14 protein-coding genes are annotated in these 22,797 nt (G+C 75.6%); 5 read left to right on the top strand and 9 right to left on the bottom strand.

The features are described from left to right. Positions 1 to 52: 52 nt before the first annotated feature. The 5 genes from ACFU74_RS06945 to ACFU74_RS06925 form a co-directional block, all read right to left on the bottom strand. Positions 53 to 1,306, bottom strand: coding sequence for a glutamate synthase-related protein (locus ACFU74_RS06945; RefSeq protein WP_380752949.1), 1,254 nt, complete (start codon positions 1,304 to 1,306; stop codon positions 53 to 55). Continuing rightward, the gene (locus tag ACFU74_RS06940; protein ID WP_380752946.1) at positions 1,303 to 2,313 is read right to left on the bottom strand and encodes an asparagine synthetase A; all 1,011 of its coding nucleotides are present in this window, start codon (positions 2,311 to 2,313) and stop codon (positions 1,303 to 1,305) included. The genes ACFU74_RS06945 and ACFU74_RS06940 overlap by 4 nt, the downstream gene beginning before the upstream one ends. After that, positions 2,310 to 3,710 (bottom strand): methylaspartate mutase, encoded by a 1,401-nt coding sequence (locus tag ACFU74_RS06935; protein WP_380752943.1) that lies wholly within the window; start codon positions 3,708 to 3,710, stop codon positions 2,310 to 2,312. Before ACFU74_RS06935 ends, ACFU74_RS06940 begins: the two co-directional genes overlap by 4 nt. Further along, a complete protein-coding gene (locus ACFU74_RS06930) occupies positions 3,707 to 4,198 on the bottom strand; it encodes a cobalamin B12-binding domain-containing protein (RefSeq protein ID WP_380752940.1) in 492 nt (163 codons plus the stop codon). The genes ACFU74_RS06935 and ACFU74_RS06930 overlap by 4 nt, the downstream gene beginning before the upstream one ends. Positions 4,199 to 4,333: 135 nt before the next feature. Continuing rightward, positions 4,334 to 5,593, bottom strand: a complete 1,260-nt coding sequence (locus ACFU74_RS06925; protein WP_380752937.1) for a helix-turn-helix domain-containing protein — start codon at positions 5,591 to 5,593, stop codon at positions 4,334 to 4,336. A 296-nt stretch (positions 5,594 to 5,889) separates the two neighbouring features. Here ACFU74_RS06925 and ACFU74_RS06920 point away from each other — a divergent pair, with 296 nt between their 5' ends. Continuing rightward, the gene (locus tag ACFU74_RS06920) at positions 5,890 to 6,828 is read left to right on the top strand and encodes an ankyrin repeat domain-containing protein (protein ID WP_380752934.1); all 939 of its coding nucleotides are present in this window, start codon (positions 5,890 to 5,892) and stop codon (positions 6,826 to 6,828) included. A gap of 61 nt (positions 6,829 to 6,889) precedes the next feature. Here the strand turns inward: ACFU74_RS06920 and ACFU74_RS06915 are convergent, their stop codons facing one another. The 4 genes from ACFU74_RS06915 to ACFU74_RS06900 form a co-directional block, all read right to left on the bottom strand. Next, positions 6,890 to 8,533, bottom strand: a complete 1,644-nt coding sequence (locus ACFU74_RS06915; RefSeq protein WP_380752931.1) for an alkaline phosphatase D family protein — start codon at positions 8,531 to 8,533, stop codon at positions 6,890 to 6,892. 176 nt (positions 8,534 to 8,709) lie between these two features. Next, complete coding sequence (locus ACFU74_RS06910; protein ID WP_380752929.1) at positions 8,710 to 9,735, bottom strand: hypothetical protein; 1,026 nt, start codon at positions 9,733 to 9,735, stop codon at positions 8,710 to 8,712. Further along, positions 9,732 to 11,009, bottom strand: a complete 1,278-nt coding sequence (locus tag ACFU74_RS06905) for a CHAT domain-containing protein (protein WP_380752926.1) — start codon at positions 11,007 to 11,009, stop codon at positions 9,732 to 9,734. Before ACFU74_RS06905 ends, ACFU74_RS06910 begins: the two co-directional genes overlap by 4 nt. Before the next feature lie 4 nt (positions 11,010 to 11,013). Continuing rightward, entirely contained in the window at positions 11,014 to 17,145 is a 6,132-nt protein-coding gene (locus ACFU74_RS06900; protein WP_380752924.1) for a tetratricopeptide repeat protein, read from the bottom strand. A gap of 583 nt (positions 17,146 to 17,728) precedes the next feature. Between ACFU74_RS06900 and ACFU74_RS06895 the strand changes: the two genes are divergently transcribed. The 4 genes from ACFU74_RS06895 to ACFU74_RS06880 all read left to right on the top strand — a co-directional run bounded on the left by ACFU74_RS06895 (position 17,729) and on the right by ACFU74_RS06880 (position 22,715). Beyond that, positions 17,729 to 18,592, top strand: a complete 864-nt coding sequence (locus ACFU74_RS06895) for an S-adenosyl-l-methionine hydroxide adenosyltransferase family protein (RefSeq protein ID WP_380752921.1) — start codon at positions 17,729 to 17,731, stop codon at positions 18,590 to 18,592. Between the two features lie 7 nt (positions 18,593 to 18,599). Next, complete coding sequence (locus ACFU74_RS06890; RefSeq protein WP_380752919.1) at positions 18,600 to 19,616, top strand: DMT family transporter; 1,017 nt, start codon at positions 18,600 to 18,602, stop codon at positions 19,614 to 19,616. Continuing rightward, entirely contained in the window at positions 19,613 to 20,584 is a 972-nt protein-coding gene (locus tag ACFU74_RS06885) for a quinone oxidoreductase family protein (protein ID WP_380752916.1), read from the top strand. The genes ACFU74_RS06890 and ACFU74_RS06885 overlap by 4 nt, the downstream gene beginning before the upstream one ends. Before the next feature lie 124 nt (positions 20,585 to 20,708). After that, positions 20,709 to 22,715: an FAD/NAD(P)-binding protein gene (locus ACFU74_RS06880; protein ID WP_380752914.1), complete on the top strand. Its 2,007-nt coding sequence runs from the start codon at positions 20,709 to 20,711 to the stop codon at positions 22,713 to 22,715. The last annotated feature ends 82 nt before the right edge of the window (positions 22,716 to 22,797 follow it).

Raw genomic sequence — 22,797 nt, 5'->3', positions numbered from 1 at the left:
GAGCCCGCCGGGGCGCACGCTGGCGCCTCGGCGGGCTCGGGGGAATGCTTTTCTAGGGGAATTCCGGGGACCACACGTCGGCCCGCTCCAGGGCGGCCGGCGCGTATTTCCCGAGGGCGCTGATCAGCAGCCTCAGTTCGAGTGCGAGGCAGTCGGTGAACCGGATCAGCCCCGCCTCCGGGTCCTCGGCGGCGGCCAGCAGGGCCGCCCGGCCCAGGCCCACCGCGCGGGCGCCCAGCGCCAGGCTCTTGACCGCCCGGCCGCCCTCCCAGATCCGCCCGGAGACCAGCAGGCAGGGCGGCGGCCCGGCGGCCGCCAGCCGCCGCAGGCACTCCGCCAACGGCAGCCCGACCTGCGCCGGGAAGACGCCCGGCGCCCAGCCGGTGCCGCCCTCGGCGCCGTCCACGGTGACGGCGTCCGCGCCCGCCTCGGCGGCCACCCGGGCGGCCTCGGCGACGTCCCGGCCCGGGTGCAGCTTCACCCAGACCCGGGCGCGCGGGAAGTTGTTGCGCATCAGCCGGATCTGCTGGCGCAGGATCTCCGCCGTGAAGGTGCCGGGCGTACTGGCGCGCAGCACCCGGCCGTCGTCCTCGCCGAAGACCGGGTCGAGGCCGTAGCGGTCGCCGAGCCTGGCGGCGGCCTCGGCGTCCAGCACGGTCATCCCGCCGAGCCCCGGCTTCGCCCCCTGCCCGACCTTCAACTCGAAGGCCAGGCGCCCCGATTCGAGCAGCGGCAGGGCCGCCGGGTCGCTGTAGACCAGGTTCCACACCTCGGCGTCGGCGTCCTCGGTGGACTGCTGGACGGCCACCCCGCCCAGCCCGTCGGGCAGTTGCCCGGTGTAGGCGCGCAGCCGCCCGAGCAGGGCGCGGTCGGCGGCCTCGCCGAGCCGGCCGTAGCCGTTCACCGGGACGACGTTCTCGCCGATCACCATCGGCAGGCCGAGCGCGCCCGCCTGCCGGCCGAGCGCCAGACCGAGGTCCCCGCCGGCCGCCCTGGTGGAGCCGGTCGCGGACACGTACACCGGCAGGGCGGAGGTGAATCCGCCGATGACGGTGGTGAGTTCGACGTCCCGGTGGTCGGGTTCGCGGCCCAGGTCGATCAGCTTGGCCAGCCGCTGCGGCATGAAGACCGGCGGTACGATCCGCAGCGCTTCCAGGGCGTCCGGCGCACCCCCGTGCGCGGGCCCGGCGGCCCCGAACAGCACCTGCCCGTACGCGCCGGGCGGCGGGAAGGCCGCCGCCGCCCCGGCCCGGGCCCGCTGCCGGACCTCCTCCTCCGGGAAGCCGGGTGCGCTGAGATCGCTCACGGCGTCACCACCCCGGCGATCTTCGGGAAGGCGCTGGCCTGCCAGACGGCGTCCAGGCCGGCGACGTAGCGGGTCAGCCGCTCGACGCCGATGCCGAAGCCGGCGCTGCCGGGCACGCCCTCGCGGACCAGGTCCAGGTACCAGCGGTACTTCTGCGGGTTCTCCCCGGTCTCGCGCATCCGGGTGACGATCTCGGCGTAGTCGTTGGTGCGCTGGCTGCCGCTGCACAGCTCGCCGTAGCCCTCGGCCGCGATGAGGTCGAAGTTCCGCAGCAGGCCCGGGTCCTCGGGGTTCTCGCGGTCGTAGAAGCCGCGCGAGCCCTTGGGGTAGTCGGTGACGAAGAACGGCCGGTCCCGCTGCGCGGAGAGCAGCGCCTCGCCGGCCCAGTCGAGTTCGGCGTCCGGGCTCTGCGGGTGGCCCAGGCCCCGGAGTTCGGTGACCGCCTCGGCGTGCCGCATCCGGCCGAAGGAGCCCTTCAGCAGTACGGCGAACGCGTCGGTGTCGCGGCCGAGTTCGGCGAACTCCTTGGGCAGCTCGCGCACCACGCTGCCGACCATGTGCACCACCAGCTCCTCGACCAGCCGCACGGCGTCGTCCCGGCTCGCCCCGGCCACCTCGACGTCGAGCTGGTGGAACTCGGCCAGGTGGCGGCTGGTCCCGGCGGTCTCCAGCGGCTCCAGCCGGACGTTCGGCGCGATGCAGAAGATCTTGTCGAAGGCCAGCAGCGAGGCCTGCTTGTAGAGGATCGCGCTGGTCATCAGCTTGTAGCGGTGGCCGTAGAAGTCGACGTCGACCTGCTTGGAGCCGCGCGAACCGGGGTCGGTGACCGGGCCGATGATCGGCGGGAGCAGCTCGGTGAAGCCCTGGCCGCGCAGGTGCTCGCGGGCGGCGGAGAGCAGGTGGTGCTGGATCCGCAGCGCGGCGCGGGTGGTCGGGGAGGTCAGGTGGCGGCCGGGGTCCGGGAGCGTCGCGGCGGCCGTCGCGGGGGTGGGCCCGTCGGTGGTCATGGCGTGGTGAGTCCCAACTCTCGTGGTGCGGCGGGTGTTCGGTCGAGGTCGAGTGCCGAGGTGTCGAGTTCCGCGGTGTCGAGCTCCGGGGTGTCGAGCTCCGGGGCGGCGTCGGCGGCGCGGCTGTCGTAGCTCCACTGGACGTGGGAGAGCGCGCCGAGCAGGTCGGCGGAGCCGAGGATCGGCGGGCGCGGGCCGCCGGACAGGCCGGCGATCGGCATCGAGCCGACGTCCGACCAGTGCAGCCGCCCGTCCGGCCCGAGCGAGCTGCGGGCCCGGCCGGCGTTGTCGGGGTGCAGGCAGTACGGCACGTCCAGGTAGCCGGCCGCGAAGGCGCGGACCAGGGCGCGGCCGATGTCGGCGTCCAGCTCCAGCACGGCGCCGATCAGCGCCCGCGCCTCCGCCTCGATGCCGGTGTCCGGCACCGCGAGCGGCGGGCGGAGGTGCTCGGCGCCCGCGGCCGCGGCGGCCCTCTCCAGCGCCCGGACGTTCTCGGCGACGGTCGGGATGCGGTGCGCCTCGGCCGTCGTCTTCACGATCAGCCGGGCCGCCCCGGTGCGCACCGCCAGCCGGGCGGCGTCCTCCAGCAGCAGCCGGGCGCCGCCGGGCGTACGCGGGAAGACGCCCATGTAGGCGTAGAGCACGAGGTGGTGGTCGACGTCGGGCAGCAGTTCGCCGGCCAGCCGGCCGAGCACGGTGAGCGCCTCCTCGTCCTGCCGCGGGTCGGGCTGCTGGGCGTAGCTGAGCGAGACGCTGCGCAGCCCGTGCTGCCGGAAGAAGAGCGCCTCCAGCACGCTCACCGCGATCAGCAGGCTCGGCGGGCAGAGCTGGCCCATCAGACAGCCGCCGAACGTCTCCAGGTGCGGCTCGGCGCCGAACTCACGGATGGAGGCCAGCAGTTCGCAGCTTCGCCGCCAGCTCTCCACCGCCTCGCGCAGCGGGGTGCGGCTGTAGGGCAGGCAGTAGGAGACCGGGCCGCCCTCGGTGGCGTCCAGGCCGACCGCGAGCAGCGCGCGGACGATGTGCCCGGGCAGCGCCGAGCCGTGCCGGACCTGCACCGGGAAGCCCTCGCCGGCGACGCCGCGCAGCACCGCCCGGGTGACGTCCACCGGGTGGCCGGCGATCGGGTAGCCGTTCAGCCCCACCCCGTCGGCCAGGGCGCGGCGGGCGGCGGCGAGGTCGCCGGTGCGGGTGTAGCTGTCCAGGGTGATGGTGCCGACGGTGACGGCGTCGGCGTCCCGGGTGGCGAGCAGGCCGTCGCGCATCCGCAGCGGGTCGGCCATGCCCATCCGGGGCTGGACCACCAGGACGCCGGCGGCCCGGGCGCGGGCGACGAAGGCGCCGAAGCCGGCTCTGGCCGGGCGTGACCCGCGCGCCGCGGCGGCGAGGGCGCTCATCGCAGCACCCGGGAGGCGCCGGTCAGCGCCGGCCGGGCGGTCACGGCCGGCAGCGAGCCCACGAAGGCGCGGAAGTCGGCCACCGAGCGGCCCTCCTCGAAGACCCCGTCGAACCCGGCGGCGAGCAGTGAGCGCTGCCGCTCCGGATCACCCGGCCCGGCGATGGTGAGCTTGCCGCCGATCACCGCGGGCGTGCGGGCGAGTTCGGGGCAGGCGCGCAGTCGGCGGATCACCCGCAGGCCGTCGTGGTGGCCGTGCCCGTTGACGCTGCTCAGCACGATCAGGTCCGGCCGGATCCGGCGGCACTCGGAGACCAGCAGCTCGTCCGGCACGCAGGCGCCCAGGTTGACGACCCGGTGGCCGAGCTCCTCCAGCAGCAGTTGCAGGAAGACCAGGTTCCAGGTGTGCGAATCCGAGGCCATGGTCGTCACCACGACCTCCAGTCCGGCCGGTTCGGCCGCTGCGCGCTGCTGCTCCAACTGGTCCACGGCGCAAACCCTCTGTGTCGGTGAGTGATGGACAGAACGCTAGGGAGGATCCGGCGGGCGGACCGGCAGCTCGTCCGGCAAGTGACGGGCAGTATCCGCGGCGGGGCGCGGGGTCGGCTCGCGGTCAGCTCGCGGTCAGCTCGCGGTGGCCAGCACCGGGTACGCCCCGGCGGCGCCGAACAGCCGGCGGCAGAGGTTCAGCACGGTGAACCGGACGCCGTCGCGGGCGGGGACGCTGCGGATCAGCCCGCTCGCCAGCAGTTCGTGCACGGCGGCCAGCGACTCCTGCGGCGGCCGGCCGCTCAGTACGACGGCGTCCTCGCCCGACCAGTCCCCCGGTTCGGCGGCCAGCCGGGCCAGCAGGTCGCGCTGGCCGAGCGTCAGCCGGTCCAGTGCCGCGTCCAGGGCCTCGCCGACCCCGCCGCGCCCGCCGAACCCGGCGGGGGGCGGCGCCAGTTGGAACGGCCCCTCGGCCAGCCGGGCCGCCAGCTGACGCGGCGAGAGCACCGTCGACCAGCCCGCGGCCAGTTCCAGCGCGCCGGGCAGGCCGTCGAGCAGCCGGCAGAGCGCGGCCACCGCCGGCGCCTCCTCGGGCTCCAGCCGGTAGCCGGGGCGCAGCCGGCGCAGGTGGGAGAGCAGCAGCCGGACGGCGCCGACCTCGGCGAGCGCGACCGGGTCGTGGTCGAGTTCCGGTCCGGGGGTGGGCAGCGGGGCGAGCGGGATCACCTGGCCGCCGGGCAGCGGCTGGGCGACCCGGGCGGTGATCAGCACCCGCAGGCCGGGGCAGCGCTGGAACAGCTCGTCCAGCAGGGCGGGCTCCACTCCGCTGTCGGCGCCGTCCAGGACCAGCAGGGTCGGACGGGAGCCGATCGCCAGGACCAGCTCGGCCCGGCGTTCGGGGCCCATGCCGGGCTGCCGGGCCCAGTCCGTCCAGCGCACCGACCAGCGGGCCGTCAGGTGCAGTCGGCGGGCGGCCTCCAGCACCAGCCGGGTCTTGCCGACACCGCCGAGGCCGGTCACGGTGACCAGCCGGTCGCCGTGCACGGCGAGGGCCTCGGTCAGCATGTCGACCTCCGGTTCCCGGCCGACGATCGCGCCGCGGGCCACCGGCGGGGCGGCCGGCTCCTCGCGCGGCTCCTCGGCGGGCGCCTGGCGGCGCGCGGCCGCCTCGAACACCGAGCGGCTGCGGCCCTCCAGCCGCAGCGCGTCGGCCAGCAGCCGGACCGTCTCCTGCCGGGGGCGCTGCACCCGTCCGCTCTCCATGTCGCGGATCGCCCGGACGCTCAGGGTCGCGTGATCGGCGAGCACCTGCTGGGTCAGGCCGATGCGCTCGCGCCGGATCCTGAGCAGCTCTCCGAAGCCCGCCGTCGTCTGCGGGGTGTGAACGCCGTCCATGCTCCGTCCGCCTTCCGTGGGTTGGCCAACTACCGGGGACCAGGGGCTCGGGCCCGCCGTACGGCGTACCGACGGCGGCACCGGGCGGTGGTGACCGCCGGACCGGGTTCCCCTGGGCAGATGCTCCACGGCCGTGCTCTACGGCCGATCAACGGCCGATCACCGCAGGTTCACGACACCTCCGCATCGTCCACGAACCCTCCAGGCGGCCGGACACCCGCGACGCCCCCTTGTCGGACCCGTGTGCGACGGTGGGGCCACCCGGACTCGACCGGGACCGCCAGGGAGGTGCACGAATGACGCTGGACGACGGCTGGGCCGGCATGGGGTGGGACTGGACGGACGTCGAGGAGGTCCGCCGCCGGCTCGACGCGGGCGCCGACCCGGACCGGTGGAACGGCGGGCGCCCCCTGCACCGGGCCGCGGTGTACGGCTCGCCCGAGGTCGTCGCGGAGCTCGCCCGGCGGGTCGACGACGTGGACGCGCCGGAGAACGGGGTGACCGCCCTGTGGGAGGCCGTCGTGGCCCGGCGGGCGGACACCGCGCGGATCCTCGCCGACGCCGGGGCCGACCCCTGGCGGCGCTCGCTCGGCGGCTGGTCACCGGGGCGGCTGAGCCTGGCCGGGCCGACACCGGACCTCTGCCCCGCTCCGGCGGGCGAGCACCTGACCGAGGCCGAACACGCGGCGGCCGAGGAGGCCCGGCGGCTGCTCGCGGCCCTCGGCCGCTACGTCGAGGAGGGCAGCGGCCTGGCCTGCGTGGCGGGTGTCGACGCGGAGGAAGCGGTCCGGCGGCTGGCGGCCGTGCCGGTGCCGGAGGAGGAGATCGAGGAGATCCTGGAGGACGTGCTCGCCTTCGAGCCTGAGGAGATCGAGGCGATCGTCGGGGTGACGTCCGTCCCCGGCGGCTGCGTGGTGACCCAGCCGTGGTGGTTCACGCCGATGACCGACGAGGTGGTGGTCCCGCTCTCCGTGGGCACGGTCTGCTACGGCCTGTACGCCAATCCGAAGAGCGGCAACCAGGGCGCCATCGCCAAGGACGGCGAGCTCCTCGCCTGGGACCTGCACCCGGGCGGCGGGCCGCACGAGGGAGGCACCTCGGCGGAGGTGCTCACCGGCTACCTCTACCACCTCGCACCGGTGGCCTACGCCTACGCGGTCGCCGGGCTGCGCCCCACCGACAAGCGGGCGGTCGACGGACCCCCCGACCACTGGGTCCGACTGCCCGAGCGGTGACGGGCCGCCCGGCCGCACCGCATCGGCGAGCGGTACGGCCGGGCCACGGGACGGCAAGCCGTCAGGCCCGCTGCATGCCCGGGTTGTAGGCCTCGCTGACGAAGGAGGCGGCGGTGCTGACGGTGCCGCCCGGGCGGGTGATGTGCGAGACCACCCGGTAGTCGGCCCGCGCGTGCTCCTCGTTGAGGGTGATCGCGGTGTAGCCGCGCCGCCCGTCGTAGAACTTCATGTGCGGGTTGGCGGCCGTCAGGGTGGCCCAGTTGGCCGGGTGCTCCGCGCCGTCGCCGTCGCTGGCGATCGAGGTGCCGACGATCTCGACGCCCACGGTCCGCGAGTCCGGGTCGTCGAAGTCGCGCTTGACGTCCATCGCGTAGGCGACGTGCACATCACCGGTGAGGACGACCAGGTTCTCCACCCCGATGTCCTCGACCCCGGCCAGCAGCCGCTCCCGGGCGGCCGGGTAGCCGTCCCAGGCGTCCATGGAGAGCCGGGACTTCGCCTCGGTGGTGTTCTTGCGCCGGGAGAAGACCACCTGCTGCGGGACGACGTTCCACACCGCCTTGGACTTGCGGAAGCCGTCCAGCAGCCAGCGCTCCTGGGTGGCGCCCATCAGCGTGCGCTTCGGGTCGTCCGACTCCGGGGTGGGGAACTGCCAGCCGTCGCCGTTGGCCTGGTCGGAGCGGTACTGGCGGGTGTCGAGGATGTCGAACTGCGCCAGCCTGCCGTAGTGGTGGCGGCGGTACAGCTTGAGGTCGGTGGCGTCCGGCCGGGGCATGCGCAGCGGCATGTTCTCCCAGTAGGCGCGGGTGGCGGCGGCGCGGCGGGCGACGAAGGCCTCGACCGACTGGTTCTTCTCGGGGATGCCGGCCGCGTAGTTGTTCTCGACCTCGTGGTCGTCCCAGGTGACGTACCAGGCGTGCGCGGCGTGCGCGGCCTGGAGGTCGGGGTCGCTCTTGTAGAGGGCGTACCGCAGGCGGTAGTCCTCCAGGGTGGTGGTCTCGTGGTTGAACAGCGACGGCAGGGTGCGGTCGGTGTACTTGCGGTCGCCGCCGATGGCGTTGATCGCGTACTCGTAGATGTAGTCGCCGACGTGGAAGACGGCGTCGAGGTCCTCATCGGCGAGGTGCTTGTAGGCGGTGAAGTAGCCGTCCTCGTACGCCTGGCAGGAGACCAGGCCGAAGCGGACCTCGTCGATGTGCCGGCCGCGCGCCGGGGAGGTGCGGGTCCGGCCGACCGGGCTGGTCCAGCCGCCGACCTTGAAGCGGTACCAGTAGACGCGGTCCGCGTCGAGGCCCTCGGCGTCCACGTGCACCGTGTAGTTGAACTCGGCGTGGGCCTTGGCGCTGCCGCGCCGGGCGACCTTGCGGAACGCCTCGTCGCGGGCGATCTCCCAGTCGACCTTGACCACGCCGACGGGCGGCAGGCCGTTGCCGGGCTCCAGCGGGCGGGGGGCGAGGCGGGTCCAGAGCACGACGGCGTCGCTGAGCGCGTCGCCGGAGGCGACACCGAGGGTGAACGGGTTCTCGGTCAGCGTGCGGGGGGCGATCTCGGCGTCCGCGGCGTGGGCGCCCGGCAGGTTGGTGGTGAACGCCAGCGCGGCGGCGGCCGAGGTGACGGTCAGGAAGCGGCGGCGGCCGATCCCGAGCCGGGTCGCGGCCTCCCGGAACTGCTGGTCGTGCGGGGCCTGGTCGTCTGTGCGGGCCATGGGTCTGGACTGCCTTCCGTACGCTGGGCTGGACCGGCAGGGGGCACCGGCTGTGTACGGAGGGATTGGACTGGACCTCGCCGTACGGGGGGCGTCGCGGCCCCGGCGGGCAAGTGATCATCAGGTGATGACACCGGCCGAATCGGGCAATCGACCGATACCGGACCGCCCGGACGTCACCGCGAGAAGGCCGCCAGGCTCAGCAACAGGTGCGCCGACTCCGGGTGTTGGAAGTCCGAGTGCGCGCCCGCCGGCGCCAGTCGGCGCGCCGCCGCGCTCCCCCGGAACACCCGGCCCGCGTCGACGTTGACGATCGGGTGGTCCAGCGCCCGCTTCTGGTACGGCGTGTCCGTCGCCAGCAGCGCCGTGGAGAACTGACGGACCGGCGCCGTCCCCACCCCCGAGTGCCCGATCCCCGGCAGGCCCTCGGCCCGCAGGTGCCAGAACCCGGTCGCCCGGTCCCAGCGCGAGTGCGTCAGCACCAGCGGGCCCCGCAGCGGCGCCCCCGGCCGCCCGGGCTCCGGGAACAGTCGCGGGAACAACCGGTCGAAGGCGTCGCGCGGCGCGGCCATCTGGAACACCAGCGCGCTGTCCACCGTGAACGGCCGCGCCGGGTCCGCCGGACCGCTCCAGCCCAGCACCCGCGGCCCGGCCGCCGGCCGCTCCGCCGCCCACTGCACCGCCTCGCACAGGAACCGGCCGCCGAAGGAGTGCCCCAGCAGGTGCAGGTACTGGCCCGACCGGTTCGCCAGCACCTCCGGGCCGCCCGGCCGACCGCGCGCCGCGTCCAGGTAGCCGAGCAGGTGCCCGATCACGAACGCCGCCTGCCCCCGGCCCGGCCCGCTCATCGCGTGCGCCCGGTCGCGGATCCGCCGGTAGCCGCCCGGCGAGGGCAGGCTCGACGACGGCCAGCGCACCACCACGCACCACGGCCGGTACCCGCGCGCCGCCAGCCCCGGGTACGCGACCGGCGCCGTCCGGGCGAGCTCGACGGCCCGCCCGATCAGGGCGTCCGCCGCCCGCCCGGCCGCCTGCGCGCCGGTCTGCCAGCCGTGCACGTAGACGTACAGGTCGGTGGCCCGCTCCGGCACCCGCAGGTGGCGCGCCAGGTGCTCGGCCACCCGGGCCTCCGGCACCGGGGTCCGGGTGCCCGGCACGAGCAGCCGGCCGTCCTCGTCGAGGTCCACCACGGCGTGGGTCATGGCGTCAGCTCCAGCATGCTGTCGATCCCGCAGTGCAGCGAGTAGGTGAGGGCGAGCGGATTGCGGTAGTCGTCGGCGAACAGGCGGGCCAGCCGCCAGGTGATCTCCCCCGCCGTGAACTCCCCCGTCAGGTACTGGTCGAGGAAGGCGAAGGCGTACTCGGCCCCGAACACCTGCGGGATCTCGATCTGCGGCCCGAGCACGCCGCAGGCGCCGAGTTCCACCAGGGCCCGGCCGAGGTGCTCCAGTTCGGCCTCCGCCGACTGGCCCGCGTGGCAGGCGTTCAGCAGCACGAAGGGCTGGAACAGCGCGTCCGGCACGTCCTGGTGCGCCCGGCGCAGCCGGCGGACCAGGTCCGCGTCGATGTCCCGCGGATCGGAGAGCCGGACGCTCAGCTGGGCGTAGAGGGTGCCGTTCGCGACGAACTGGCCGTGGCACCAGAAGTACATCAGGTCCTCGTCGAACACCGCCCCGGCAAGGGCCTCCAGGAAGCGCGCCGACTCGGTGCGGACGGTCAGCTCCGTCCGCTCCTCCAGCAGCTTCCGCACCTCCGGCGCCCGGCCGACCGACTCCAGGGCGCTGTCCGTGTTGAGGCTGGTCACCGCCTTGGTCCGGGGCGGGGACGGTGCCTGGACCCTGGGGTAGGCGGCTCCGGTCTGCTCGATCTGGTGCCGGTAGCCGAGGAAGTCCTGCCACGGCTCGCCGCGGCCGTCCGTCACGGCCATCATCGGCCAGGGCAGGTGGAGGTCGGAGTCGAAGCTGACCCGCAGCGGCCCCTCCTCGGTGAGCGTCCCGGTGAGGAACGCCCGCAGCTCGGCGAGGTCGCGGCCGGGACCGGCGAGCATCTCGTCGAGGACGTACCGCCCCTCCTCCAGGAGTTCGGCCGTGCGGTTCCGGGCCAGCGCCGTCCACTCGGACAGGTCGACGGCGGACGCGAACGGGTAGCCCAGCGGCATCCCGTCGGCGTCCAGCACCGGGTAGTTGACCAGCTGCTGCTTCCAGGCCCAGCGCAGCCGGCCGGCCAGTTGGAGCAGCCGGGCCGCGGAGACGTGCAGGAAGGCGTGGTGGCCGCGGGTCAGCGGCTCCCGGACGCCCGCCCGGTCGACCGCCAGGTGCAGCAGGTCGGCGGTGCCGTGGCGGCGCAGCGAGACCTTGAGGTCCAGTGGCGCCGGCCCCCGCGCACCGGCCCGGTCGCCGGGCCCGCCCTGGCGCGGCAGCAACGTGTAGTCGGCGGAGGGGTTCTGCCGTATCTCGACGACGAGGTCCCGGGGCACGTGGCTACTCCTGCTCCTGTCCGTGTTCCTCGGCGGCGGCCGCCGGAGCGACGTCGATATCGGTCACCAAGTCCTGCAGCGCGACCCCGAACCCCCGGTCGAAGAGGGTGAACCGGACCCGGTGCCTTCCCGGGACGGCCGGGGTCAGGGCGAACCCGGCCGGCTCGCCGGTGGACACCCAGTCGGCGACCGGCGGCTCGATCACCGCGTCGGAGAGCGGCGCGGCGACCAGGCGCAGCTCCGGCAGCGCGGCCGGATCGGCCCCGGCCCGGTCGCCGTCCGCCTCCAGCCGCAGGCACAGCCGGGCCGGGGCTCCCGCCTCGGGCTCGTCGAGCAGGGTGATCCGGGGCCGCCACACCACGGGGGCGGCGGGCACGGCGGGCCGGCCGGGCCGGGGGCGCTCGGTGAGCTCCGCACCGGAGGGCGCCTCGGGCGCGGCCGGTCCGACGGGCGCAGCCGGTCCGACGGGCGCGGCCGGTTCGGCCGACAGCGCCGGGGCGGCGGGCCGCGGCGGCAGCCCGGCGGCCAGTTCCCCGGCCTCCAGGCGCGCCAGCGCCGTCCGGGCCTCGACCGCGAGCGGGTGGTCGGGCGCCATCAGGGCGTCGCGTCCCGCGCGGACGGCGAGCAGCAGCTCCCGTGCCTCCGCGGTGCGCCCGCCGGCCGCCAGTGCCCGGGCGAAGCCGACGGCCAGGGTGGGGAACGTTCCGACGCCACCGGTCCGGCGGCAGCCGGCCGCCACGGTCGGCTCGTCGGTCGCGCGGTGTCCCGCTGCGAACAGCGCGGCGGCGCCGCCCGGGGAGGGCGACTCCGGCCACAGCCCGTGGTCCGCGAGCACGGCCTCGTACGTCCGCACCGCCCCGCCGTGGTCGCCGGCCGACAGCCGGGCGAACGCCAGGGTCTGGTGGAAACCGAGGGTGAGCGCGTGCCGCGGGCCGCGGCTCTCGACGCACTCCTCGACGAGCACCCCCAGCAGCACCACCGCGCGGAACGGCCGGTCGCCGAAGGTCTGGAGCAGCGCGTGCGCCGCCCGGGTCTCGACCGTCTCGGTGTGCGCGGCGCCCAGCGCCCGCGTCGCCCGGTCGGCCAGCGAGGCCAGCAGGGTCACGGCGGCCTCGGTGTCGCCCGCCAGCCGGGAGGCGTGGGCGAGCCGGCGCCCGGCGCGGAAGACCCCGGGGTGGCCGGGGCCCAGCGCCCGTGCCAGGTCGGCCAGCAGCGCGGAGAGTTCGTCCGCCGCCGCGCCGTGCTCCCCCGCCTCGCGCAGGACGAGGCCGAGGTCCGCCCGGGCGCCCAGCGCGAGCGGGTGGTCAGGGCCGAGGGCGTCCGTCGCCGCGGCGACCAGCTCCCGGTAGCGGGCCTGCGCCTCCGGGTACCGCCCGGCCTCGCGCAGGTTGAGCGCGATGCTGTCCAGGGCGTCCAGGGTGTCCTGGTGGCCGGCCTCGCGCAGCCGGGCGAGGTCGGCCCGGACGGCCTCGTAGGCCTCGGCGGCCGCCCCGTGGTCCCAGCCCCAGCGCAGGGCGTGCGCCAGGCTGGCCCGCTCGGCGAGGGTGTCCGGGTGGTCCGGCCCGGACAGCCGGGTGGTGTCGTCCAGCAGCAGCTCGCGCTCGCGCACCGCGCGGCGGTAGCGGCCCGCCGCCCGGTGGGCGAAGGCCCGGTGCCGGCGTTCGGCGAGGGTGTCCGGGTGGTCCTGGCCCTGGATCCGGACCCGGTCGGCGATCAGGGCCTCGTACTGCTCGGCGGCCGCGCGGTGGTCACCGCTGTTGCGGCGCAGCGCCGCCGCCCACGACCGCGCGGCCAGGGTGTCCGGGTGGTCCGGCCCCTGGACCCGCGTCCGGTCCTCGGCCAGCGCCTCCCGCGCGGCCAGCGCCTCGCGGAGCCGGCCGACGTGTTCGAGGGCGTACGCCACGGCGCCCCGGGCCGCCAGGGTGTCGGGGTGGTCCGGTCCCAGGACGCGGAGCCGGTCGCGCAGCAACGCCTCGCGGGCCGCCAACGCCTCCGGGTGGCGACCCGCCTCGCCCAGTGCCCAGGCCTGCTGCGCCCGCTCGTGGAACGCCTCGGCGTGGTCGGCGCCGTGGGTCCGGATCCGGTCCGCCACCAGCGTCCGGTACCCCGCGACGGCTTCGCGGTGGCGGCCGGCGAGGACCAGCGCGTGCAGCAGCGCCGAGCGGTCGTCCAGGGTCAGCGGATGGTCCGGCCCGAGGATCCGGATCCGGTCCCGCAGGAGGTCCTCGTGCAGCGCGGCCGCCCGGTGCGGCTCGCCGGCGTCCTGGTGGGCCCACGCCAGGCCGTACCTCGCGACCAGGGTCGCGGGCGCGTCGGCGCCGGTCACCCGGGTCCGGTCCGCGACCACGGCCCGGTAGAGCCCCAGCGCCCGGCCGTGCTCGCCGGCCCTGCGGCACGCCAGGGCGAGCCACAGCCGGGTGTCCAGGGTCTCCTCGTGGTCGGCTCCCCAGTCGCGTTCCCAGTCCGCCGCCAGCTCCTCCAGGTGGGCAGCCGCCCGGCGGTGCTCGCCCGCGTCCGCGCAGGCCTGGGCGAGGGCCCGGCGGTTCTGGAACGTGCGGGGGTGCTCCGTCGGCCACACCCGGGCGCCGTCCGCGAGCACCCGCTCGTGCAGTTCGACGGCGCGACGGTGGTCGCCCCGCTCGCGGGCCGCGTGGGCCTGTTCCGAGCGGGTGATCAGGGTCGCCGGGTTGTCGGCGCCCTGCACCCGCTCGCGGTCCGCCACCAGCCGGTCGTACACCTCGGCCGCCCGGCCGTGCTCGCCGGTCCGGCGGCAGGCCCACGCGAGCCACGACCTGGCGTTCAGCGTGGACGGGTGGTCCGCCCCCTGGAGCCTGGTCCGATCGGCGACGAAGGCCTCGAAGAGTCCGACCGCCCGCCGGTCGCCCGCCGTCCCGCAGGCCGAGGCCAGGCCGAACCGGGCGCTCAGCGCCGCCGGGTGGTCGGGGCCGCGCAGCCGGGTCTGATCGGCGCTCAGTGCCTCGTAGTACGCGATCGCCTCGTCGTACCGGCCGGCGTTCTGGAGGGCGTGTCCGAGGTCCCAGCGCGCGCTGAGGACCTCGGGGTGGTCCGGCCCCTGCAGCCGGGTCCGGTGCTCGACGAGGGCCCGGTGGCCCGCCACCGCGCGCCCGTGGTCGCCGACGCGCGAGAGCGCCACCGCCACGTCGGCCCGGGCGTCCAGCGTCCCGGGGTGGTCCGGGCCGTGCGCGCGCTCCCGGTCGGCCAGCAGGGCTTCGTAGAGTTCGAGGGCCCGTCTGTGCTCGCCCGCGTCGCTGTGGGCCCAGGCGAGTCCGTTCCGGGCGGAGAGGGTTTCCGGGTGGTACGCCCCGGAGACCCGCCACCGGTCGGCGCAGAGGGACTCGTAGAGGGCGGTCGCGCGGCGGTGCTCGCCGGCGCACCGGCACGCCCAGGCCAGCCACCAGCGCGCTTCCAGGGATTCGTGGTGGTCGGCGCCGTGCAGCCGGGTGCGGTCGGCGGCCAGGGCCTCGAAGAGGGCCGTCGCCCGGTCGTGCCGCCCGGCGGTGGCGCAGAGCCAGGCCAGCGTCCAGCGCGCGTCCAGGGTGTCGGGGTGGTCCGGCCCCTGGTCCCTCGTCCGGTCGGCGACCAGCACCTCGGTCAGGGCGATCGCCCGGTCGTCCTGACCGGCCCGCTGGCAGGCGCGGACCAGGCGTTGCCGCTCCGCCAGGGTGTCCGGGTGGTGCGGTCCCTGGACGCGCAGCCGGTCCGCCACCAGCCGCTCTCGGTCGGCCAGTTCCTGCTCGGGCGCGCCGGCGGCGAGCCGGGCCTGCGCCAGGTCCGAACGCTCCTCCAGGGTGTCCAGGTGGTCCGGCCCCTGGACCCGCGTCCGGTCCTGGACCACGGCCTCGTAGAGGGCCACGGCGCGGCGGTGCTTCCCGGCCGTCCGGTAGGCCCAGGCGAGTCCGGAGCGGGCGTCGAGGGTCTCCGGGTGGTCCGGGCCGAGCACCCGGCCGTAGTCGGCCAGCAGCGCCGCCACCTCGGCCACCAGGTCCGTCAGGTCGCCCGCGTCGACCCGTGCCGTGATCAGCCCGGCCCGGGCGTCCAGGGTCTGCACGTGGTCCGCGCCCTGGGCCCGCGTGCGGTCGCGGACGACCTCCGCGTACTCGGCGACCGCCGCCGGGTGGTCGCCGCCCTCGGCGTGGGCGGCGGCCAGCCAGCCCCGGCTGGTGAGGGTGTCGGGGTGGTCGGCGCCGAGCACCCTGGTCCGGTCCGCGACGGCCCGCGCGTAGAGCTCCAGGGCGAGCCGGTGCTCGCCCGCGCTGAGGTGGGCGTACGCGAGGCTGTTGCGGTTGGCCAGGGTGTCCTCGTGGTCCTCGCCCAGCTCCCGCGCCAGGCAGGCGTGCAGCTGCTCGAACTCGCGGACGGCTTCGCGGTGGTGGCCGGCGAGCTGGAGCGCGTAGCCCAGACCGCCGCGCGCGGCCAGGGTGTCCCGGTGCGCGGCGCCGAGCACCCTGGTCCGCTCCGCCACCACCGTCCGGAACTCCTCGACCGCGCGCCGGTGGTCGCCGGCCTTGCGGCGGGCGTGGGCCAGCGAGAAGCGGTCGGCGAGGACGGCGGGGTGTTCCGGCCCCTGCACCCGGGAGCGGTCGGCCACCACCGCCTCGCACAGCTCCACGGCCCTGACCGGGTCGCCCACCCGGGCGTGGAGTTCGGCGAGCCGGCCCCGGGAGTCGAGGGTGTCGGGGTGGTCGGGGCCGAGCAGCCGGCGCTGTCCCTCGACGACCGCGGTGACCAGCGGGATCACGAAGACCCGCTGCTCCGGCGCGGCCAGTTCCGCCGCGGCCAGCCGGTACAGCCCGACGGTCTCCGGGGTGGGGTCGGGCGAGGAGTGCCCGGGCGCCGTCAGCTCCCGGACGTGCGGCAGCAGCGCCCGGCGGACGGCCTGGTCGGCCTGCGGCCACAGCCGTGCCACCGCTCCGGCGAGGTTGCGTTCCGCCCGCGCCCACACCCTGCCGTCCTGGTCGCCGGCCCGCAGGGTGCTGCGCAGCAGCCGGTGGACGGCCACCGTGTGCGGGCCGAGGGTGACCAGGCTGTAGTCCGCGAGCACCTTCAGGGCGGTGTCCACCTCGTCCGGGCGCCGGGCGCCGAACGGCAGCAGCGCCTCGCGCGGCAGCGCCTCCGGGGCGTACCAGGCCAGCGTGCGCAGCAGCTCGACGGCGAACGGGGCGGTCTCCTGGACGGTGCGCAGCGTCGTCCGCCAGAGCCGGGCCACCGTGTCGAGGGCGCTCGGCATGGCGCCGGACCTCGACGGCGCCACGGTGCGCAGCAGTTCCCGGAAGGCCCGGAAGGTGGTGTCGGTCTGCCGGACGTGGGCACCGGCCTGGGCGAGGGCGATCGGCAGGTGGCCGAGTTCGTCGGCCAGGGCCCGGGCCTCGCCGCGCTCGGCCTCGTCGACGTCCTCGCCCCGCCCGGCGGCCCGGAGCAGCAGGCGTTCGGCGAGCGGGCCGTCGAGCACGTCGACGCGGATCGGCGCGATGCCCTCGTGCCAGCCGTCGGCGCGGCGGCTGGTGACCAGTTGGTGTCCGCGCCCGAGCAGCCGGCCCAGGTAGGGCGTCAGATGGACCGGGTCCTCGACGTTGTCGAAGACCAGCAGCCAGCGGTCGTGGGCGCGGAGCCAGGCCAGCGCCCATTCGACCTGCCGGCTCGGCGTCTGGACCAGCGCCCAGTCCCGGTGCAGGTGGACGGCGAGGTCGGCGAAGGCCTCGGCGAGCTGCTCGGGCGACTCGGCGGTGATCCACCAGGCCAGGTCGTACTCGTGCAGGTGCGCGTAGGCGTAGTGCAGGGCGAGGGCGGTCTTGCCGACGCCGCCGAGCCCGTGCAGGGTGGTCGCCTGGGTGACCAGGCCGCCGCCGCCGGCCAGTGCGGCCCCGAGTGCGGCCAACGCCTCGGTGCGGCCGACCAGTTCGGCGGTCGGGCTGGGCGGGAGGTGGTGCGAGCCGGACGGCGCCGCGGTGGCCCGGGCGGCCGCCTCGGCCTCGGCGGTGAGCACGACGGTCCGCTGCTCGGTGTGCGGGTTGCCCCCGCCGACCACCGGCGAGGCCTTCTGGGGGCGCTGCGCGAAGGGTTCCTGCTCCGGCATCCCCGGGTCGGGTCGGGCGTTCACCGTCATGGACATACTCATGGCGATGCCCTCCCCCCAGGTCGTCCGGCTGTCCGACCGACCGTAGCCGTCCGGCCGTGTGTTGTCCTCGTCTTCACCCGATTGCGGGCAGCGGTGTCACAACGGTGACCTTCCGTCAGCCCGGCCGCGCCGCGGGCCCACCGGGCGGGCCGATCCGCCGTAGGCGGGGGAGGACTCACCGAAGTGGGGCGGCCGGCGCGGACCCGCCCGCCCCACTCGGCCCGCTGGCCATGCCCGCTCGCAGGCGGGCGGGCGCCGACCATCGGGCGGCAGCCAATCACGCCGCCCCGTCCGCCCGCAAACCCGCCGCTCCGGCAGCCGACGATCCGTCAGACACCGTGCGTGCCACGGGGATTAGGGCCGCGGCTACTTTCCCGACAAACGGTCGGTATCGTTCCGTTTATTAAAAACGACTTCATACTGCCGCAACAGCACGCGCTTTCTTCGGGGCCGACCGGATGCTAGCCTCACTTCAATCTCAAGCCGCTTGAACCGTCCTTTACCCGGGCGGGCGATTCACCGCCGGAAAATCCCGGACCGCCATGCACGCCACCCCGTTTCGGTAATCCTGAAAGGGTTCAGCATGTCCGCTCCCACGAACACCGCCGCCCCGTCCACCGGCCCCGGCCTGCTCGCGCCCCGACCGATCGTCGGACTGCTCACCGACTTCGGCCTCGTCGACGACGCCGTCGGCATCTGCAAGGGCATGGTCCTCAGCATCGCCCCGCACGCCAACATCGTCGACGTCACGCACGACGTCACACCGTTCGACATCTACGAGGCCGGCCTCTACATCCGCGACTCGTTCCGCTACTTCCCGGCCGACGCGGTCTTCGCCTGCGTCACCTTCCCGCACACCGGCGTCCAGGACAACGCGATCGGGCTGCGCACGCCCCAGGGGCACACCTACTTCGCCCCGAACAACGGCCTGCTCACCCGGATCGTCAAGGAGGCGGGCGTCGCCGAGGTCCGCCGGATCACCGCCGATAAGGTCCGCCGGCCCGTCATCGACCCGACGTTCTACGGGCGCGACATCGTCATTTCGGCCGCCGCCCACATCGCCAACGGAGTTCCTTTCAGCGAAATCGGCGAGGAAATCGAGGCCTCCGAAATAACCCTTCTGGAGGTCGCCGAACCGGTCGTCGAGGGCGACTGGATAATCGGCGAGGTGGCGATCCTCGACAAGAACTACGGGAACGTCTGGACGAGCATCACCCGGGAATTCCTGGACGCCCGGGGGATCGCCTTCGACGCCGAACTGGAGATCGAGATCGGCGACACCCGGATCATCACCCCGCTGCGCCGCACCTTCGGCGAGACCGGCGAGGGCGAGCCGCTCGCCTACATCGCCAGCCGCGACCAGCTCGGACTCGCCCTCAACCAGGGCGACTTCGCGGCCCGGTACGGTGTCGAGCGCGGGCACGCGGTCCGCGTGAAGGCGCACTGAGTCCACCATGCGCACGCAGGGGTACGTGTTCGCGCTGCTGACCGCCGCCTTCTTCGGCGCCGGCGCCGTGCTGGCCAACCGGGTCACCCGCGAGATCGACCCGCTGCTGACCACCGAGATCAACCTGTCGATCGGCGCCGTGCTGCTGGCCGTCCAGCTCGCGGTACGGCGCCGGCCGCTGGTCCCGCGCGGACTCACCGGGCGGGACTGGCTGCGGCTGGGCTTCGTCTCGGTGGTCGGCACCGGGCTCTCGCTGGCCCTGGTGATCAGCGGGCTGAGCCGGACCAGCCCGGTCAACGGCGGCTTCCTGATCCAACTCCAGGGACCGGCGGCCGTCCTGGCCTCCGTGCTGCTGCTCGGCGACCGGCTGCGGGCGCGGCAGTCGGCCGGGCTCGCGGTGACCCTGGCCGGCGGGGTGCTGGTGGTGCTGCGCGACCCCGGTGCGGGCTTCACCGGGGTCGGCACCGGCGACGCGCTGGTGCTGGCCGGCGCGGTGCTGGCCGGCCTCGCCTTCCTGCCCGCCAAGTCCCTGATGGCCAAGGTCCCGGCGCTGCAACTGGGCCTGTGGCGGCTGGTCCCGGCGGCGGTCGTGCTGCTGCCGGTCCTGCTGCTCACGCCCGGCCCGCTGCGCTGGCACCCGACGGCCGGCACGATCGGCCTCCAACTCCTGCTCGCCGTCACCAACTTCTGCCTCGCCTACGTCACCCTGCACCTGGCGTTGGAGCGGCTGCGGCCGTGGGAGACGGCGAGCGTGCTCCAACTGGAGCCGGCGTTCACGGTGCTCGTCGCCCTGCTGGCGCTCGGCCTCGCGCCGACGCCGCTGCAACTGCTGGGCGGGGCGCTGATGATCGGCGGCGGCCTGGTCGCCAACCGGCCCGCACCGGCGCCCGACGCCGCACCCGCACCCGCACCCGCACCCGAGCCGGCACCGACGCCGGTCCACGACCCGGGCTCCGGCGACCCGCCGCCGCCCGTTCCCTCCACCCGACCCGCCTACCAGAACAGCCGAGGTACCACCCCATGAAGGCGATCCGCGTCCACGCCCCCGGCGGCCCCGAGCAGCTCCAGGTCGACGACGTGCCGGTGACCGAGCCCGCCGCCGGCGAGATCCGCATCCGCACCGAGGTCATCGGCGTCAACTACGTCGACGTCTACCACCGCCAGGGCGTCTTCCCCGTCGCCCTGCCGTTCGTCCCCGGCATGGACGCCGTCGGCACGGTCGCCGCGGTCGGCCCCGGCGTCACCGAACTGTCCGTCGGCGACCGCGTCGCCTACGGCGAACTTCCCGGCGCCTACGCCGAGTTCGTCACCGTCCCGGTCCGGCTGGCGACCACCGTGCCGGACGGCCTGGACTCCGGCACGGCCGCCGCCGCGATGCTCCAGGGGCTCACCGCGCACTACCTGGCGCACGACGCGCACCCGATCGCCAAGGGCCAGGTGGTCGTGGTGCACGCCGCCGCCGGCGGGGTCGGGCAGTTCCTGGTCCAGTTCGCCAAGCGGGCCGGCGCGAACGTCATCGGCACCGTCTCCAGCGACGAGAAGGCCGCACTGGTCAGCGAGTTGGGCGCCGACCACGTGGTGCGCTACGACCGGGAGAACTTCCGCGAGGCGGTCCGCCGGATCACCGACGGCGCGGGCGTCGACGCGGTCTACGACTCGGTCGGCAAGGACACCTTCCTCGACAGCCTCGACTCGCTGCGCCCGCGCGGCACCCTGGTCGCCTACGGCCGGGCCAGCGGCAAGCCCGACCCGATCGACCCGTTCGCGCTGGTCCAGAAGGGCTCGCTGAAGCTCACCTGGCCCAGCCTCACCCACCACGTGCTCACCCGCGAGGAGTTCACCGCCCGCACCGACGACCTCTTCGCGGGGCTGCTCGACGGCACCCTGCGGGCGAGGATCGACCGCACCTACGACTTCGCCGACGCCCCCGCCGCACACGCCCGCCTGGAGGGCCGCGAGAGCCTCGGCAAGATCCTGCTGCGCCACCCGTAGCACCCGCCGCACCCGCCACCGCGCAACCCCCTCCGACCGACGCCCCGCCGGATTCCGCCTTCGTCCGGCGGGGCGTCACCCCAGACCGGTCCGAACGGCCCTCAGCACGGGAGGACATCACCCCATGGCTCCCCACTCCCCCGGCCCGACCGCCCGCCACCGCCGGATCGCCGTGGTCGGCGCCGGCCCGCGCGGCCTGTCCGTCCTCGAACGCCTGCTGGCCAACGAGCGCTCCCGCCCGTCGGCCGCCGCCCTCACCGTCCACCTCGTCGACCCCTACCCGCCCGGCGCCGGCCGGGTCTGGCGCACCAACCAGTCCCGGCTGCTGCTGATGAACACGGTGGCCTCCCAGGTCACCGTCTACACCGACCCGAGCGTCACCATCGACGGCCCCGTCGAGGAGGGCCCCAGCCTCTACGAATGGGCCAAGTCCGCCGTCCCGCAGGGCGGTCCGGGCGAGTACGACGAGCAGGTGCGGGCCGAGGCCCGCGCGCTCACCCCCGACACCTACCCGACCCGCGCCTTCTACGGCCGCTACCTGCGCGACGTCCACCGCCGGGTGCGCGCCACCGCCCCGGCGCACTGCCGGATCGTCGAGCACCGCACCCGCGCCGTCCGGCTGACCGACGCCGACCCGCTGCCCGGCGCCGCCCAGGTACTCGTCCTCGCCAACGGCCGCCGGATCGCCGACCTGGACGCGGTGGTGCTCGCACTCGGCCACCTGGCGACCGGACCGACCAGCGCCGAACGCACCCTGACCCGGGCCGCCACCGCGCACGGCCTGGTCCACCTGCCGCCCGCCAACCCCGCCGACCTCGACCTCGCCGCCCTGCTTCCCGGCCGCCCGGTGCTGGTCCGCGGCCTCGGCCTCAACTTCTTCGACCACCTCGCCCTGCTCACCCGGGGCCGCGGCGGGCGCTTCGCCAACCAGGGCGGCAGGCTCGTCTACCACCCCTCCGGCGAGGAGCCGCTGATCCTGGCCGGCTCCCGGCGCGGCGTCCCGTACCACGCGCGCGGCGAGAACGAGAAGGGCGCGCACGGCCGCTACCACCCCCGGCTGCTCACTGAGGAGTACACCGCCCGGCTGCGCCGGCAGGCCGCCGCCGGCGAACCGGTGCGCTTCACCCGCGACCTGTGGCCGCTGGTCTCCCGCGAGGTGGAGGCCGTCTACTACCGCACCCTGCTGGCCGCCGCCGGCCGCCCGGAGGAGGGCGAGGAGCTCGCCGAGGAGTACCTGACCGCCGCCCCCGGCCGCACGACGGGCATCCTCGACCGCTTCGGCGTCCGCGCCGAGCAGCGCTGGGACTGGCACACCCTCGCCCACCCCTACACCGGCCGGCGCTTCGCCTCCCGCGCCGAGCACCGCGCCTGGATCGTCGAGCGCCTGGAACGCGACGCGCACGACGCCCGGGCGGGCAACCTCAGCGGCCCGCTCAAGGCCGCCCTGGACGTGCTGCGCGACCTGCGCAACGAGATCCGGCTGGCGGTCGACCACGGCGGCATCGAGGGCTCCTCCTACCGCGACGACCTGGAGTCCTGGTACACCCCGCTGAACGCCTTCCTGTCCATCGGCCCGCCCGCCTCCCGGATCGACGAACTGCGCGCCCTGATCGAGGCCGGGGTGGTCGACCTGCTCGGCCCGGACGTCCGGATCGACCTCGACCCGCGCGGCACCCGGCCCGCCTTCACCGCCCACTCGCCCGCGATCGACGCACCGCCGCTGCGCGCCGGAGTCCTGGTCGAGGCCCGACTGCCCGAGCCCGACCTGCGGCGCACCGGCGACCGGCTGCTGCGCGGCCTGCTGGACGACGGCCAGGCCGGCGCCTACCGGATTCCCGACACCGCCGGGCGCGGGTACGAGACGGGCGGACTGGCCGTCACCGAGCGCCCGTACCGGCTGCTGGACGCCTCGGGGCAGGCGCACCCGCGCCGCTTCGCCTACGGCGTCCCCACCGAGGCGGTGCACTGGGTCACCGCGGCCGGCATCCGCCCGGGCGTCAACTCGGTGACCCTGGGCGACTCCGACGCCATCGCCCGCGCCGTCCTCGCCCTGCGCCCGCTGCGCCCGGCCGTCGCCGTGGTCCCGGCCCAGCGCCGCACCCCCGACCGGACCCCGGTCCGCCCCGGCTGACCCCGGCCGGCCCCGGCTGACCCCGGGCACCACCCGGCGACCCCGGCCCCGGCCTCCCCCGTCCCACCGGACGGAGGAGGCC

Source organism: Kitasatospora sp. NPDC057500 (assembly GCF_042802195.1).
GTDB lineage: Bacteria > Actinomycetota > Actinomycetes > Streptomycetales > Streptomycetaceae > Kitasatospora.
Note: the sequence above shows the minus strand (reverse complement) of the source record. Positions and strands in the feature narration are given on the sequence as shown.